The organism is Acinetobacter legionensis (genome assembly GCF_048551735.1).
Lineage (GTDB): Bacteria > Pseudomonadota > Gammaproteobacteria > Pseudomonadales > Moraxellaceae > Acinetobacter.
Map to the genome: position 1 here is coordinate 87,525 of NZ_JBIMBV010000010.1, position 14,578 is coordinate 102,102.

Annotated in this window: 13 protein-coding genes; 10 read left to right on the forward strand and 3 right to left on the reverse strand. The window is 38.5% G+C overall.

Going from position 1 to position 14,578, the window contains the following annotated elements:
• Nucleotides 1-2 precede the first annotated feature (2 nt).
• Entirely contained in the window at nucleotides 3-473 is a 471-nt protein-coding gene (locus ACG9ZL_RS10890; protein WP_336950796.1) for a DUF6231 family protein, read from the forward strand.
• Nucleotides 474-597: 124 nt separating this feature from the next.
• On the forward strand, nucleotides 598-1,197 hold the full coding sequence (locus ACG9ZL_RS10895; protein ID WP_096734314.1) for a YidB family protein: 600 nt from the start codon (nucleotides 598-600) through the stop codon (nucleotides 1,195-1,197).
• Nucleotides 1,198-1,253: 56 nt separating this feature from the next.
• Here ACG9ZL_RS10895 and ACG9ZL_RS10900 read toward each other — a convergent pair whose 3' ends face one another.
• From ACG9ZL_RS10900 to glnL, 3 genes are all read right to left on the reverse strand, one after another.
• On the reverse strand, nucleotides 1,254-1,970 hold the full coding sequence (locus ACG9ZL_RS10900) for a hypothetical protein (RefSeq protein ID WP_419359994.1): 717 nt from the start codon (nucleotides 1,968-1,970) through the stop codon (nucleotides 1,254-1,256).
• Nucleotides 1,971-2,090: 120 nt separating this feature from the next.
• Nucleotides 2,091-3,575 (reverse strand): nitrogen regulation protein NR(I), encoded by a 1,485-nt coding sequence (glnG, locus tag ACG9ZL_RS10905; RefSeq protein WP_004822147.1) that lies wholly within the window; start codon nucleotides 3,573-3,575, stop codon nucleotides 2,091-2,093.
• On the reverse strand, nucleotides 3,565-4,671 hold the full coding sequence (glnL, locus tag ACG9ZL_RS10910; protein WP_336951463.1) for a nitrogen regulation protein NR(II): 1,107 nt from the start codon (nucleotides 4,669-4,671) through the stop codon (nucleotides 3,565-3,567). Before glnL ends, glnG begins: the two co-directional genes overlap by 11 nt.
• 363 nt (nucleotides 4,672-5,034) lie before the next feature.
• Here glnL and rimO point away from each other — a divergent pair, with 363 nt between their 5' ends.
• The 8 genes from rimO to bamA all read left to right on the forward strand — a co-directional run bounded on the left by rimO (nucleotide 5,035) and on the right by bamA (nucleotide 14,565).
• Nucleotides 5,035-6,378 (forward strand): 30S ribosomal protein S12 methylthiotransferase RimO, encoded by a 1,344-nt coding sequence (rimO, locus tag ACG9ZL_RS10915; RefSeq protein WP_336950798.1) that lies wholly within the window; start codon nucleotides 5,035-5,037, stop codon nucleotides 6,376-6,378.
• 65 nt (nucleotides 6,379-6,443) lie between these two features.
• On the forward strand, nucleotides 6,444-7,172 hold the full coding sequence (gene pyrH / locus ACG9ZL_RS10920) for a UMP kinase (RefSeq protein WP_004719725.1): 729 nt from the start codon (nucleotides 6,444-6,446) through the stop codon (nucleotides 7,170-7,172).
• 125 nt (nucleotides 7,173-7,297) lie between these two features.
• A complete protein-coding gene (frr, locus tag ACG9ZL_RS10925) occupies nucleotides 7,298-7,852 on the forward strand; it encodes a ribosome recycling factor (RefSeq protein WP_004719727.1) in 555 nt (184 codons plus the stop codon).
• Nucleotides 7,853-7,859: 7 nt separating this feature from the next.
• Nucleotides 7,860-8,612: a polyprenyl diphosphate synthase gene (gene uppS / locus ACG9ZL_RS10930; protein ID WP_336950799.1), complete on the forward strand. Its 753-nt coding sequence runs from the start codon at nucleotides 7,860-7,862 to the stop codon at nucleotides 8,610-8,612.
• A complete protein-coding gene (locus ACG9ZL_RS10935; RefSeq protein ID WP_419327330.1) occupies nucleotides 8,612-9,436 on the forward strand; it encodes a phosphatidate cytidylyltransferase in 825 nt (274 codons plus the stop codon). The genes uppS and ACG9ZL_RS10935 overlap by 1 nt, the downstream gene beginning before the upstream one ends.
• Complete coding sequence (ispC, locus tag ACG9ZL_RS10940; RefSeq protein WP_419359996.1) at nucleotides 9,437-10,633, forward strand: 1-deoxy-D-xylulose-5-phosphate reductoisomerase; 1,197 nt, start codon at nucleotides 9,437-9,439, stop codon at nucleotides 10,631-10,633.
• 2 nt (nucleotides 10,634-10,635) lie between these two features.
• Complete coding sequence (gene rseP, locus ACG9ZL_RS10945) at nucleotides 10,636-11,991, forward strand: RIP metalloprotease RseP (protein WP_336950802.1); 1,356 nt, start codon at nucleotides 10,636-10,638, stop codon at nucleotides 11,989-11,991.
• A 36-nt stretch (nucleotides 11,992-12,027) separates the two neighbouring features.
• On the forward strand, nucleotides 12,028-14,565 hold the full coding sequence (gene bamA, locus ACG9ZL_RS10950) for an outer membrane protein assembly factor BamA (RefSeq protein WP_419359998.1): 2,538 nt from the start codon (nucleotides 12,028-12,030) through the stop codon (nucleotides 14,563-14,565).
• The last annotated feature ends 13 nt before the right edge of the window (nucleotides 14,566-14,578 follow it).

Consider the following 14,578-nt stretch of genomic DNA (forward strand, 5'->3'; position numbering starts at 1 on the left):
TTATGGCTGAGCAAAATGTCATCACTTCAATGCTAGACGATTTATCGCAAGAACAGCCAATTCAAACTGCATTATGTATTGGGCAAAATTTGGCGCAATACCCAACAAATTATTCGATTCAATGGTCCTATTTTAACGTATCTGAGTTTTTAAGTCTGCCTTTTACGCAACGATATGATTTAGGATTTGTACTTTTAGATACAGATGAAATGTCTGGGATCACCGATTTACAGAAATCCCAGTTATTGGTCAAGTTACGTGATTTACTGGCAAAACGAATTGTTGTCGCATGTCAGCTAAAAGATGAACGGTTGCTCAGATCGCTTGGTTTTACCCAACTGATTGATAAAACATTACATCAAAATGATTTTGCACTTTGGCAATTTAATATTTTGACCTATAAACATGTACCAGATTGGTTTAACGCTAAGTTTTGGGCCAATCCAGAAAACTGGAATAAATTTCGTTGGTAGTGGGTTTATTTTGCCTATAAAACTAGCCTTAAGCTATTGCAAAATTTAACAATTCCAATTTTGGTGAATCTGATAAAGCCAAGTATGCTGTACTTGTCTCATAAAACTTAAAAAAGGAAAACTCATGACAGATTTAACCAATATTGTGGAAATTCTGGCAAAGCAAGCACTTGGCGGACAACAACAATCACAAGGCGGGCTAGGTGGTGGATTGGGCGGGGTACTTGGTTCAGTACTCGGTGGCTTGGGGGGACAGCAACAACAATCACAAGGTGGATTGGGTGGCGTACTTGGTTCAGTTTTAGGTGGTTTGACAGGTGGACAACAACAAGCACCACAAGCGGGTGGCTTTAATGCCTCTTCTTTATTGATTGCAGTTGTGCCATTGGTCTTAGGTTGGATTCAACAAAATGGTGGCCTACAAGGTGCTTTAGCTAAATTGCAAGGCGCAGGTTTAGGTGGGCAGGTTCAAAGCTGGGTCGATCCGTCACAAGGTAATGGAGCGGTAAATGTAGAGCAAATCCAGAGTTTATTTGGTGGTCAGCAAGTTGAACAAGTTGCCCAACAAGCCAATGTTCCGACCAATGAAGTGTATGGCGCAATATCTACTGTATTACCGCAAATTATTGATTCACTGACACCACAAGGTGATGCAACAGATCACACTGAAGCCAATGGTGATATTCAAAATGTTATGAATTTGGTATCAGGTTTTTTAAAGTAAAATCGAACATAAAAATGTTCAAAGCCAGTCAATAAATGTTGACTGGCTGATTTAAATTAAGGTTGTGGGTCATCACCAATTGCTTCGCTACTTTTTACGTCACCATTCTGTTTCTTTTTAACGTATTTAATTTGTCCATACCCTTCAGCATACCATTCATCCAATGTTTCATCTCCAATTTGAGAAATGAAATGACAGGCATTATCAAACTTTAATGTATTGTTATCGTTGTCAATTAAAGTCAGATCTTCAAATCCTACAAATACTAAGTCAATCGTCTTATTGTTTACAGACTTATCATTGTTATCCATTTGCGATTCAATAACCGCGTTATAAGTCATCTGGAATTTTTGCTGTGGTTTAAGATTAGATGGGAATGTTGGGAGCGGGGCTTGGTAAGTGGTTTTTACCAGCACATCATTTGGATTTGATCCGAGTGCGGCAATACCATAATCCAAGTTTGCAAGCATGGTACGCCCAGTTAAATCGTAGATATAATCTGTACGCACACCTGCACCTTGTCTAACGATTGATATCACATTTTGATTGTTGAAGGTTGTGGGAACAATTTGTATTTCTGTTTCTTCATTGTTGTTCAGGGTAAACTGTTTGTTGGGTTCTAATTTAAAACAATCATCTGAATTAGCTACTTTATGTGCTTTTTTAATCGCTGGTGCTTCTGCTTGATGTTCAGAACTGTCATGCGGTTTATTTTTAGAGCAAGCAACACTAAAAATAGAAAGTAAGCTAATTGCAACAACAGTTTTCTTCATTTTTACCCTAGACGATAAAGTTTAAATTTCACGAGGCTATTTTTCACTATGAGCCAATAAAAAACAACCATATTCTTACGAAATATGGTTGGAGTAAACTTTATATTTATGAGTCGCTTATTATTCTGCTAAGACGGTTTTATCTTCCTCTTCATCATCTTCAGCAGAATCCATACCTAATTCTTTGAGTTTGCGGGTTAAAGTATTACGCCCCCAGCCTAAAAGTTCAGCAGCATGACGTTTACGGCCACGGGTTTGTTGAAGCGCTGCTATGATCAAAGTGCGTTCAAACATTGGTGTGGCAATGTCTAAAATTTTCATTTCACCATTTTTAAGCTTTTGAATTGCCCATTGTGCCAGTAACTCATCCCAATGATGTAACGCAATGCGGTCAATACCAGCTTGCGCTTGTCCCTGATCATCAGATTTATTGATTGGAATTTGTTTTAATTCAGACGGCAAGTCTTCAGGATAAACTTCACGGCCTGTGATCATTACAGTTAACCAGCGGCAGGTATTCTCTAGCTGACGTACATTGCCGGGCCAAGGCAGTTTTTGAATATATTCTTGCGTTTCTGGGCGTAAAATTTTCGGACTAACCCCGAGTTCTTTACCCGCACGTGCCAAGAAGTGTTGCGCCAACATCGGAATGTCTTCAGAACGATGTGCAAGTTTAGGAATATGAATACGAATGACATTTAGTCGATGATATAAGTCTTCACGGAAACGCCCATCATTGACTAATTTTTCTAAATCTTGATGTGTTGCTGCCACGATACGAACATCAACACGAACTGGAATATGCCCACCCACACGGTAGAACTCACCATCAGCCAAAACACGGAGTAGACGTGTTTGGGTTTCAAAAGGCATATCACCGATTTCATCTAAGAATAAGGTACCGCCATTGGCTTGTTCAAAACGACCTTGGCGTTGAGTATTGGCACCGGTAAATGCACCTTTTTCATGGCCAAATAATTCAGTTTCAATTAAATCTTTTGGAATAGCAGCCATGTTTAAAGCAATAAATGGTTTGCTGCTTCTTGGTGAGTGTCGATGTAAAGCATGTGCAACTAACTCTTTACCTGTTCCAGATTCACCGTTGATCAATACGGTAATGTGCGATTGAGATAAACGTCCAATGGCACGAAAAACTTCCTGCATTGCAGGGGATTCACCAATAATTTCCGTAGATTGAATGGGGGTGACTTTGGCCGATTCTTGTTGTTGCAGTTTGTTGATGTGCAAAATGGCACGATTCACCAGTGCAAGTGCTTCGTCAATATCAAATGGTTTTGGAAGATATTCAAAAGCACCCGTTTGATAGCTCGATACCGCAGATTCTAAATCTGAGTGTGCTGTCATAATGATCACAGGCAGATCAGGATAACTTCCTTTGACTTTTCCTAGGAAGGTTAAACCATCAATGCCGGGCATACGAATATCAGTGAGAATGACGTCTGGGGCATTGCTTGGAAGTTGATCCAAAGCCGATTGTGCCTCTTCAAAACTGGTAACATCGAAGCCTTCCTCTTTAAAGGTTTTTTCTAAGACCCAGCGCATAGCACGGTCGTCATCGATCACCCAAATTTTATTATGCGACATTGTTAGACTCCCAAGGTAGATATAAGCTAAATACTGTTTTTCCAGGAATGGATTGGCATTCAATCATTCCATTGTGTTGATGCATGATATTTTGAGCGATGCTTAAGCCAAGACCTGTTCCTTTGGCACGGCCAGTCACAAGCGGATAAAACACGGATTCTAAAATTTCTTCAGGGACACCAGGACCATTGTCTTCAATATCAATACGAATGGCTGATTTATTTAGTACACCATTAATCGTAACCAAACGTTGAATGCGTGTACGCAACATCAGTTCAGGTTGATGATCAATAAAAAACTCACGATTCTCAGTCATCGCCTGTACCGCATTGACACTAATATTAAGCATCACTTGAATTAGTTGATCGCGATCTGCTTTGACATCAGGCAATGAAAGGTCATAGTCTCGTGTGATTTTAATTTTTTTCTTGGTCTGATTTACAATTAAAGAGCGAACACGTTCAAGCGGTTCATGTACGTTGACCAACTCGTAGCTGGGAAGTTGACGCGAACCCAGCATAGTATCAGCAAGGTTTCTTAAACGATCGACTTCACTGATAATAATATCGGTGAATTCTGCGTATTGTGGATCATTTAAACTACGAGCAAGCAGTTGAGTCGCACCACGAATTCCGCCCAAAGGATTTTTGATCTCATGTGCAACACCTCGAATAAGTTGACGTGCAACTTGATGTTGTTGAATTAAGTTTTCTTCTTTAGAGATTTTAAGCATCCGATCAATTGGATTTAACTCAATTAATAGTAATGGATGATAAGGTCTTCCTGTATTTAACTGCGACACTGAATAATCAACATGCATGTCTTTAAAGTTAACATTGATAATTGCTTCACGGCGTGTATAGGCTTGACCTGTTTTTATTGAGTTGTTTAATGCTTCCAATGTATTAAAGCTGTCATTTGGTGCGTGTAAAATATTAATCACTGGCTGACCTGCCGCACGAAGCAAGCTAATATCAAACAATGCTTCGCATGATGAATTAAGATAAAAAATATTTAAATTACAATCGACCAAAAGAATTGCAGTGGTTAAATTATCCACAAGCAATCTATAATCAATTGTTGGGTATTGATCCATTAGCAGAGCTTTCCTGTCTTTAAATAGCGCAATGGCATCTGCACCTCGTTTTCTATTTTCCCGAACAAGGGGATTGAATCGGTATAAATCGTGCTGATGTAAAGCAAGATGTACGCCAACTTTTATATGTTGCGCAGTTTTCTTACATGAATGATAAAAATTGCGCATTTACTGCGCTTTATTCAAGTGTAAAAACTAGCATTCATATTACGCTATCATCATATTGTTCCAAAATAGTGCATTGTAGTAATTTAATTATTTGATTGGATGTATTTTGGTGCATTATACAAAGAGTGCAGTTTCCACCTGTTTTTATCTCTTGAAAAGTCATACAATACGCGGATTATAGTGGAGCGCAGATTCATGAAGTCCCCCAAAGTCGGTTTTGTATCTTTAGGTTGTCCTAAGGCATTGGTAGATTCTGAACGTATTTTAACGCAGTTAAAGACTGAAGGTTATGATGTTGCATCAGATTATGAAGGTGCTGATTTAGTTGTTGTGAACACCTGTGGTTTTATTGAATCTGCAGTACAAGAGTCTTTAGACGCAATTGGTGAAGCCATGAGCGCCAATGGTCGTGTGATTGTCACAGGCTGTTTGGGTAAAGATGAAGATAAAATTCGCCAGATGCATCCAAATGTCTTAAAAGTGACAGGTGCGGCGGCGTATCAAGATGTGATGGAAGCTGTCCATCAATATGTTCCAGAACCACCTAAACACAATCCTTTTGTAGATCTTGTGCCTGAACAAGGTATTCGTTTAACACCTAAGCATTATGCTTATTTAAAAATATCAGAAGGCTGTAACCATCGTTGCACATTCTGCATTATTCCAAGCATGCGTGGTGATCTTGTGTCACGTCCTGTTGGCTCTGTATTAAATGAAGCACAGGCGTTAAAAAAGGCGGGTGTAAAAGAGGTCTTGGTGATTTCTCAAGACACTTCTGCTTATGGTGTAGATACCAAATATAAGCTTGATTTTTGGAATGGTCAGCCTGTTAAAACCAAATTCTATGACATGTGCGAAGCGCTCGGTCAGTTAGGAATTTGGGTGCGATTACATTATGTTTATCCCTATCCGCATGTGGATGCAGTTATCGATTTGATGGCACAAGGTAAAATTCTTCCGTATTTAGACATTCCTTTTCAACACGCCAGTCCGCGCATCTTGAAATTGATGAAGCGACCAGCTCATAGTGAAAATACCTTGGAACGTCTAAAATTATGGCGTGAAAAATGTCCTGAATTGGTCATTCGTTCGACATTTGTCGTTGGTTTCCCTGGTGAAACTGAAGAAGATTTTCAAATGTTATTGGATTGGTTGCAAGAGGCAAAACTTGATCGTGTGGGTTGTTTTACCTACTCACCTGTAGAAGGTGCAACAGCCAACGATTTGCCTGATCATGTTCCTGAAGAAATTAAGCAACAACGCTATGAACGTTTTATGGAAGTTCAACAAGCGATTTCTGCTGAAAAATTGCAAAGTCGTATTGGTCAAACCATGACGGTTTTAGTCGATGATCTTGAAGAAGAATTCCCGGTCGCAGTTGCACGCTCTTATGCAGATGCACCTGAGATTGATGGTAATGTTTTTGTTGAAGATATTGATAAGTCAGTGATTAAAGCTGGTGATTTACTTGAAGTCGAAATTACAGATGCAGATGAATACGATTTGTTTGCCAAGTTGATTAGCGTTAAATCAGCTTAAAAGTTGCCGATTTCGATTTGATTAAATACGAATAAAATTGTAGATATAAGTATTGGAGTTTCGTGATGTTAGATTCTAAAAAGCCACGCTATGAGCGAATTTTGCTGAAACTTTCGGGTGAAGCGCTTGCGGGTAATAAAGACATGGGGATTGATGCCCAAGTCTTAGATCAGATGTCTTTATCTATTGCTCACTTGGTTGGTTTAGGTGTGCAAGTGGGTATCGTGGTGGGTGGTGGTAACTTATACCGTGGTAGTCAATTACAAAAAGATGGTTTGGTTGGCCGTGTAACGGGTGATCAAATGGGTATGCTTGCTACAGTAATGAATGGTTTGGCATTACGTGATGCTTTGGTTCGCCGTAACATTAAAACCCGTTTAATGTCAGCACTTCCAATTGGTGCAGTAGTTGAAGCATATTCAAGTCGTGATGCAATTCGTCATTTAACCCAAGGTGAGGTGTGCGTATTTGTTGCTGGAACAGGAAATCCATTCTTTACAACGGATACAGCGGCTTGTTTACGTGGCATTGAAATTGAAGCAAACCTTATTTTAAAAGCAACTAAAGTTGATGGTGTCTATAATAAAGACCCAAGTAAATATGATGACGCTGTTAAATATGATCATTTAAGTTTCGATGAAGTTTTAGATGAGAAACTTGGTGTAATGGATTTAACTGCAATTTGCTTATGCCGTGATCACAATGTGCCACTTCAAGTATTTGATATGAACAAGTCTGGTGCTTTGCTTTCTGTAGTAATGGGCGAAAAAGAGGGCACTCACGTTACAAACTAATGTACGTGAGTAGTAAAGCTCTTTATACTACTGCAATTTTAGATTAGGGTGTATTGACACTTCGTCTGTTTATGAAATGTCACTAGACCTCATACACATTTAGATAAATAAGTAAGGAAGATCATATGATTAACGATCTTAAAAAAGACGCAGAAGACCGTATGAACAAGTCATTGGAGTCTTTGGAACATGGTTTTGCAAAGGTTCGTACAGGTCGTGCGCATCCATCTATTTTGAATGGGGTTATGGTTCCTTACTATGGGTCTGACGTGCCGTTAAATCAAGTAGCTAACGTGGGTGTTGAAGATTCGCGTACCTTATTGGTACAACCATTTGAACGTTCAATGGTTTCTGCAATTGATAAAGCTATCCGTGAATCGGATTTGGGTTTAAATCCAGTAACGGCTGACGCGATTCGCGTGCCAATGGCGGCTTTAACAGAAGAAACACGTAAAGATATGCAGAAAGTTGCGCGTAATGAAGCAGAAAATGCCAAAGTTGCGATTCGTAATATTCGTCGTGATGTTTTAGGCGATATCAAATCATTGTTAAAAGATAAAGAAATTTCTGAAGATGATGAGCGTCGTGCAGGTGATGATATTCAAAAAATTACGGATAAATTTGTTGCTGAAGTAGACAAACGTCTTGCTGCGAAAGAAGCTGAATTGATGAAGGTCTAAGATTTAAATGACCACATCTGAAGACAATCATCTTCCAAAACATGTTGCCATCATCATGGATGGCAACAATCGTTTTGCAAAAAAGAAACAACTGCAAAAAGGTGACGGACATCGTGAAGGTAAAAATGTCCTTGATCCGATTGTAGAGCATTGCCGTAAAGTGGGTGTTCAGGCGCTTACTGTATTTGCTTTTTCAAGTGAAAACTGGAATCGACCACAGTATGAGGTTGATTTGTTGATGAAATTGTTGGAAGACACAATTAATGAACAAATTCCACGAATGGAAAAATTTGAAATTTCGTTGAGATTTATTGGTGATCGTAGTCGGCTTTCTCCACAGCTACGTGAATTAATGTTGCATGCTGAACAAAGGACTGCTAAGTTCAGTAACATGACTTTAACGATTGCAATTAGTTATGGTGGTATGTGGGATATCGCAGATACTGCTCGACAACTTGCACAACAGGTTAAAGATCAACAAATTGATGTGAATCAAATCAATACTGAGTTATTTGCACAACAAATAAGTTTGGGGGATTTGCCACCCGTGGATTTATTGATTCGTACAGGCGGTGATTACCGATTGTCTAATTTCTTGCTGTGGCAGGCTGCATATGCTGAGTTATACTTTACTGAGACATTATGGCCAGAATTTACAGTACAAGAGTTGGATCATGCGTTCAATATTTTTTCAGGGCGTGAAAGACGTTTCGGAAAAACCTCTGAACAAATTCAACAAGAACATATAGAGAATTTATAATGTTAGAGCGGATTATAACCGCATTGGTCTTGGTTGCCGTTGTGCTGAGTTGTATGTTTGCAACTAAATCTCAATATCCAATGTTAGTGTTAATGATTATCGCAGCTGGGGCAGCAGGTTATGAGTGGTTTAAACTCATGCCACATGAGTCTGACCATGTGAAGAAAATTAAAGCTGCCGGATTTGGTTTATTGACCGCTTTTTTTTCGGGGTTAGCATTATATTTTAATGATTTGGCGCTTATTCTTTGGAGTGCCTCTATTCTCACTTGGTTGTGTAGTCTGTATTGGGTTAAACATTATCCTGAATACGATGGCTGGTATAATATTACTTTAAATATTGTTGGCTTGGTTTTAATCAGCGCAGCAGTTACTGCTATTTTTGAAGTTTGGAAAAGCTCGCCTTGGTGGTTAATGTATCTGTTCTTGTTGGTTTGGGGCGCAGATAGTGGTGCATATTTTGTTGGGCGAAAATTTGGTAAACGTAAACTTGCACCCGATGTGAGTCCAAACAAATCAATTGAAGGCTTGTTTGGTGGGATTCTCACTGTTGCGATTGTGATCATTGTTGTTCAATCAATTTACCTACATTTAACGCTTCCACAACATATTCTTTTCCTGGTTTTGTCTATTGTGACTGTGTTTAGTTCTGTGTTAGGTGACTTGTTTGAATCTATGATCAAACGTCGTGCAGGAATTAAAGACTCAGGCCGTATCCTTCCAGGGCATGGTGGGGTGCTTGATCGTATCGATTCATTGCTTGCTGCGGCTCCGTTCTTTGCAGCTGGTATGTATGTTTTAAAACTTATTGGTGTAGATTTATAGATGTCACAATCTGTTTGTATTTTAGGTGTTACAGGTTCTATTGGGCGCAGTACTTTAAAAATTTTACAACAGCATTCGGACCAGTATTCTGTTTTTGCGGTAACTGGATTTAGTCGAATAAAAGAACTTAGTGAAATATGCAAACAGTATCGACCGAAATGTGTTGTTGTACCATCAGATAAAGTAGATGAGTTACAACAACTACTAAATACACATAATATTTTTGATATCGAAATACTGACTGACGAGGCAGGGCTTATCACCGTATCGGAACATCCTGATGTGGATGTAGTGATGGCTGCAATTGTTGGTGCGGCAGGTTTATTGCCTACTTTAGCCGCAGTGAAAGCAGGTAAGCGCGTTTTACTTGCAAACAAAGAGGCTTTGGTGATGTCTGGTGACATCATGCTTCAAGCGGCTAAAGAGCATCATGCTTTATTGCTACCAGTGGACTCTGAACATAATGCTATTTTTCAATGCCTTCCTCAAAACTATTTACAGATTCAACCCAATGGTGAGCCTCAATTAGGGGTGAAGCAAGTATTGTTGACTGCTTCAGGCGGTCCATTTTTAAATTTTAGTTTAGAACAATTAAAAACTGTAACACCTGCACAAGCCTGTAAGCATCCAAATTGGTCTATGGGGCAAAAAATTTCGGTAGATTCTGCAACCCTGATGAATAAAGGTTTAGAATTGATCGAAGCATGTTATTTATTTTCAATTAAAGAACAATTTGTTACAGTTGTTGTTCATCCACAAAGTATTATTCATTCAATGGTTCAATATGTGGATGGTTCAACTTTGGCACAAATGGGTAATCCTGATATGTGTACGCCGATTGCGCATGCACTTGCATGGCCTGAGCGGATTCAAACTCATGTCCCGCCTCTGGATTTATTCGTCCATTCACAACTCGACTTTCAAGCGCCAGATATTATTCGTTTTCCATTGCTTAAGCTGGCTCGACATGCGATGCAGGCGGGCGGATTAGCACCCTCTATTCTCAATGCTGCAAATGAAATTGCTGTTAGTGCTTTTTTACAGCAAAAAATTGCATTCTTAGAAATTTCACAAGTGGTTGAACATACATTAAATCAAGTTCAAAATGGGTTAGCAGATTCGATTGAGACGATTTTGCAGACAGATCAACTTGCACGCCAAGTTGCTTCACAACGCATTACACAATTGGGAAGCTGATCATGAATGTTTTATTTATCATTGTTGCTGCCATATTTTTACTTGGTCCACTGATTGCGATTCATGAGTTTGGGCATTATTGGGTTGCGCGTAAGCTTGGTGTAAAAGTACTGGTCTATTCTATTGGTTTTGGTCCAACTTTGTTGAAATGGACATCGAAAAAATCAGGTATCCAATATCAACTTTCGGCATTACCACTGGGTGGCTATGTCAAAATGTTAGATGAGCGTGAGGGTAATGTTAGTGCGGAAGATTTACCGTTAGCATTTAACCGTCAAGCACCATGGAAACGTATAGCGATTGTTGCTGCAGGACCATTGATCAATTTAATTTTTGCAATTTTCTTGTTTTGGATTTTATTTCTTCCTGCGCAAGAGCAATTAAATACTCGTGTTGGTGCTATTTTGCCCAATACCCCTGCTGCAACAGCTCAAATGCAGATTGGTGATAAAATTGTTGCTGTAGATGGAACAGATACCACGACTTGGGAAAAACTTAATTATGCAATCGTTGATCGTGTTGGTGAAACTGGTCATATCGATGTTCAAGTTGAGCGTAATGGTCAGCCTCAAAGTTTTGCTCTACCCATCAAAAATTTCTTAAAAGATCAAAGTCAGTCACCTTTTGATGTACTGGGTTTTACCCCATATCGTCCGCAAATCCCTGCAACTGTTTATAAGTTAAGTAGCGATGGCGCTGCGTTTCGTCAAGGAATGAAAGAGGGTGATCAAATCATTTCAATCAATCAAGTGAAAATGAAAGATTGGTTTGATGTGGTAGATGTGGTACAAAAATCACCTGAAAAGTTACTTAAAGTTGATGTGTTGCGCCAAGGACAGATTGTACATTTACAAGTAATGCCACAAGGTAAACGTGACAATATGGGAAATGTAACAGGTATGTTGGGTGTACAAGCGCAGACTGATAAACTGACAATTCCTACTGAATATAAACAAACAATTCAATATAATCCTGCTGAAGCATTTGTTGTTGCTGTTGAAAAGACCGGGCAACTTTCTGCAATGATTTTGAATTCTATGGTGAAGATGGTTCGTGGTTTAATTGGCTTAGATAATTTATCAGGTCCAATTACAATTGCCAAAGTCGCTGGTCAAAGCGCTGAAATGGGATGGCAGACATTTATTTCGTTTATGGCTTTGATGAGTGTGAGTTTGGGGATCTTGAATTTACTACCTATTCCAATGCTAGATGGTGGTCATTTGGTTTATTACATTATTGAATTAATTCGTGGTAAGCCTGTTTCTGAACAAATACAATTGGTTGGGTTAAAAATTGGTATGGTACTGCTAGGTAGCATGATGCTTCTAGCAATATTTAATGATTTTATGCGTTTATAACGCAATTGTGGATTAACTTACTGGAAAATAATAGGCATGCAGCACTCACATTTATTTATGCCATTAGCGCTCGTTAGTGCGATGGCAGCTGTACAGCAAGTACAAGCGGCAGATGAGTTCATTGCACGTGATATTCGTGTGGATGGCTTGGTTCGTTTAACGCAACAAAATGTTCTTGCACTTTTACCAATAAATAGTGGTGACCGTGTCAATGATCCTGCAATTGCGGATTCAATTCGTGCTTTGTATGCTTCAAATCTTTTTGATGATATACAAGCATCTAACCAAGACGGTATCTTGGTGTTTAAAGTGATTGAACGTCCAGTAATTTCAAAAATTAATTTTAAAGGCAATAAACTGATTCCCAAAGAAGCTTTGGCGGATGGTTTAAAGAAGATGGGCTTGGCTGAAGGCGAAGTGCTTAAAAAGTCTGCATTACAAACCTTAGAAACTGAGTTAGAGCAACAATATGCTCAACAAGGTCGTTATGATGCAGATATTAAAGTTGAACAAGTTGCTCAGCCAAATAACCGCGTCGAATTGAATATTAATTTTAATGAAGGGAAACCTGCAAAAGTTTTTGATATCAATATTATTGGTAATACCGTATTTAAAGAAGACGAAATTAAACAAGCGTTTGCGGTAAAAGAAAGTGGCTGGTTATCGGTAATTTCTCGAAATGATCGTTATGCACGCGAAAAAATGTCAGCCAGTCTAGAGTCATTACGTGCGTTATATCTCAATAAAGGTTATATCAATTTTGATATTAACAGTTCAAATTTGAATCTTAGTGAAGATAAAAAACATATCTTTATTGAAGTTTCAGTGAATGAAGGCGAGCAGTTTAAATTTGGTGAATCTAAATTTTTAGGTGATGCACTTTATAAAACTGAAGATTTGAAAGCGTTGCAAATCTATAAAGATGGGACAACTTATTCTCAAGAAAAAGTGAATGCTGTAAAACAGTTACTTTTACGTAAATATGGTAATGCAGGTTACTATTATGCAGAAGTAAATGTAGTTCCTGAAATTAATAATGAAACGCATGTAGTTGATTTAAATTATTATATTAATCCTGGTCAACAAGTAACTGTACGTCGTATTAACTTTACTGGTAATACCAAAACTGCGGATGAAGTATTACGTCGTGAAATGCGTCAAATGGAAGGTGCTTTAGCGAGTAATGAAAAAATTGACTTGTCTAAAGTTCGTTTAGAACGTACTGGTTTCTTTAGTAAAGTTGATGTTAAGCCTGTTCGCGTACCGAACTTGCCAGATCAAATGGACTTGAATATTGATGTTGAAGAACAGCATTCTGGTACCAGTACATTGGCAGTGGGTTACTCTCAGAATGGTGGTATCACATTCCAAGCAGGTTTAAGCCAAACTAACTTTATGGGAACAGGTAATCGTGTTGCTATCGATTTATCTCGTTCAGAAACTCAAGATTATTATAACTTAAGTGTGACAGATCCATACTTTACCATAGATGGTGTTAGTCGTGGTTATAATATGTACTATCGTAAAACCAAGTTAAATGATGACTATAACGTTAACAACTATGTGACGGATAGTATTGGTGGTGGTATTACTTTTGGTTATCCAATTGACGAGAACCAAAATATTAGTGCGGGTCTAAACATTGACCAAACTAAAGTAACTACCGGTGCTTATGTTTCAACTTATGTACGTGATTATTTGCTAGCAAATGGTGGCAAGCAAACCCATACTTCAACATATTGTACAGTTGATTTAGAACCACTTTATGAGGACCCAAAAGATCCTAGTAAAATAACTGGTTATAAAGACTGTCCTGCTGATAAGTTATCTCCATATGGTGATGCATTTGAAGGTAAATATCTAACTTATAATTTAAATTTAGGTTGGTCATATAATACATTGAATCGTCCAATTTTCCCTACCAATGGTACAGCACATCGTATCAATGCTGAAATTGCATTACCAGGTAGTGATGTTGAATATCAAAAAGTCACATATGATGCGCAAACTTATTTCCAATTAGGTCGTGATTTTGTATTACGTGGCTATGGTAAGTTAGGTTATGGTAATGATTTACCCTTCTATAAAAACTTTTATGCAGGTGGTTTTGGCTCGGTTCGTGGTTATGACAATAGTACATTGGGACCCAAATATCCTGGTGTAACGTATAATGAAAGAAAAACCAAAGATTACGATCCTGAAGAAGTCGGTGGTAATGCTTTAGTACAATTTGGTACAGAGTTGGCTTTACCAGTGCCATTTAAAGGTGATTGGGCACGTCAGATTCGCCCTGTGATTTTTGCTGAAGGTGCGCAAGTTTTTGATACAAATTGTAGTACTGCTACAGGTAAATTATATTGGCAAGGTGGTGACACTGATCAAGGTGTTGATGCTAAAAAGTACTGTAAAGATAACTATGATTTTGACTTTGGTAACATGCGTTATAGCGTGGGTGTAGGCTTTACTTGGATTACCATGATTGGCCCGCTTTCGTTGAGTTATGCATTCCCACTGAATGACAAACCGGGCGATGAAACTAAAAATATTCAATTCGAGATTGGTCGTACTTTCTAAGTGTGATCTTTTT

What these genes read in the sequence shown, in the direction of transcription:
- ACG9ZL_RS10890 (WP_336950796.1), top strand. Translation starts at nt 3, where the DNA reads ATGGCTGAGCAAAATGTCATCACTTCAATGCTAGACGATTTATCGCAA.
- glnL (WP_336951463.1), bottom strand. Translation starts at nt 4,671, where the DNA reads ATGGATCAATACCCAACAATTGATTATAGATTGCTTGTGGATAATTTA.
- uppS (WP_336950799.1), top strand. Translation starts at nt 7,860, where the DNA reads ATGACCACATCTGAAGACAATCATCTTCCAAAACATGTTGCCATCATC.
- ispC (WP_419359996.1), top strand. Translation starts at nt 9,437, where the DNA reads ATGTCACAATCTGTTTGTATTTTAGGTGTTACAGGTTCTATTGGGCGC.
- pyrH (WP_004719725.1), top strand. Translation starts at nt 6,444, where the DNA reads ATGTTAGATTCTAAAAAGCCACGCTATGAGCGAATTTTGCTGAAACTT.
- rimO (WP_336950798.1), top strand. Translation starts at nt 5,035, where the DNA reads ATGAAGTCCCCCAAAGTCGGTTTTGTATCTTTAGGTTGTCCTAAGGCA.
- ACG9ZL_RS10895 (WP_096734314.1), top strand. Translation starts at nt 598, where the DNA reads ATGACAGATTTAACCAATATTGTGGAAATTCTGGCAAAGCAAGCACTT.
- frr (WP_004719727.1), top strand. Translation starts at nt 7,298, where the DNA reads ATGATTAACGATCTTAAAAAAGACGCAGAAGACCGTATGAACAAGTCA.
- ACG9ZL_RS10900 (WP_419359994.1), bottom strand. Translation starts at nt 1,970, where the DNA reads ATGAAGAAAACTGTTGTTGCAATTAGCTTACTTTCTATTTTTAGTGTT.
- rseP (WP_336950802.1), top strand. Translation starts at nt 10,636, where the DNA reads ATGAATGTTTTATTTATCATTGTTGCTGCCATATTTTTACTTGGTCCA.
- glnG (WP_004822147.1), bottom strand. Translation starts at nt 3,575, where the DNA reads ATGTCGCATAATAAAATTTGGGTGATCGATGACGACCGTGCTATGCGC.
- ACG9ZL_RS10935 (WP_419327330.1), top strand. Translation starts at nt 8,612, where the DNA reads ATGTTAGAGCGGATTATAACCGCATTGGTCTTGGTTGCCGTTGTGCTG.
- bamA (WP_419359998.1), top strand. Translation starts at nt 12,028, where the DNA reads ATGCAGCACTCACATTTATTTATGCCATTAGCGCTCGTTAGTGCGATG.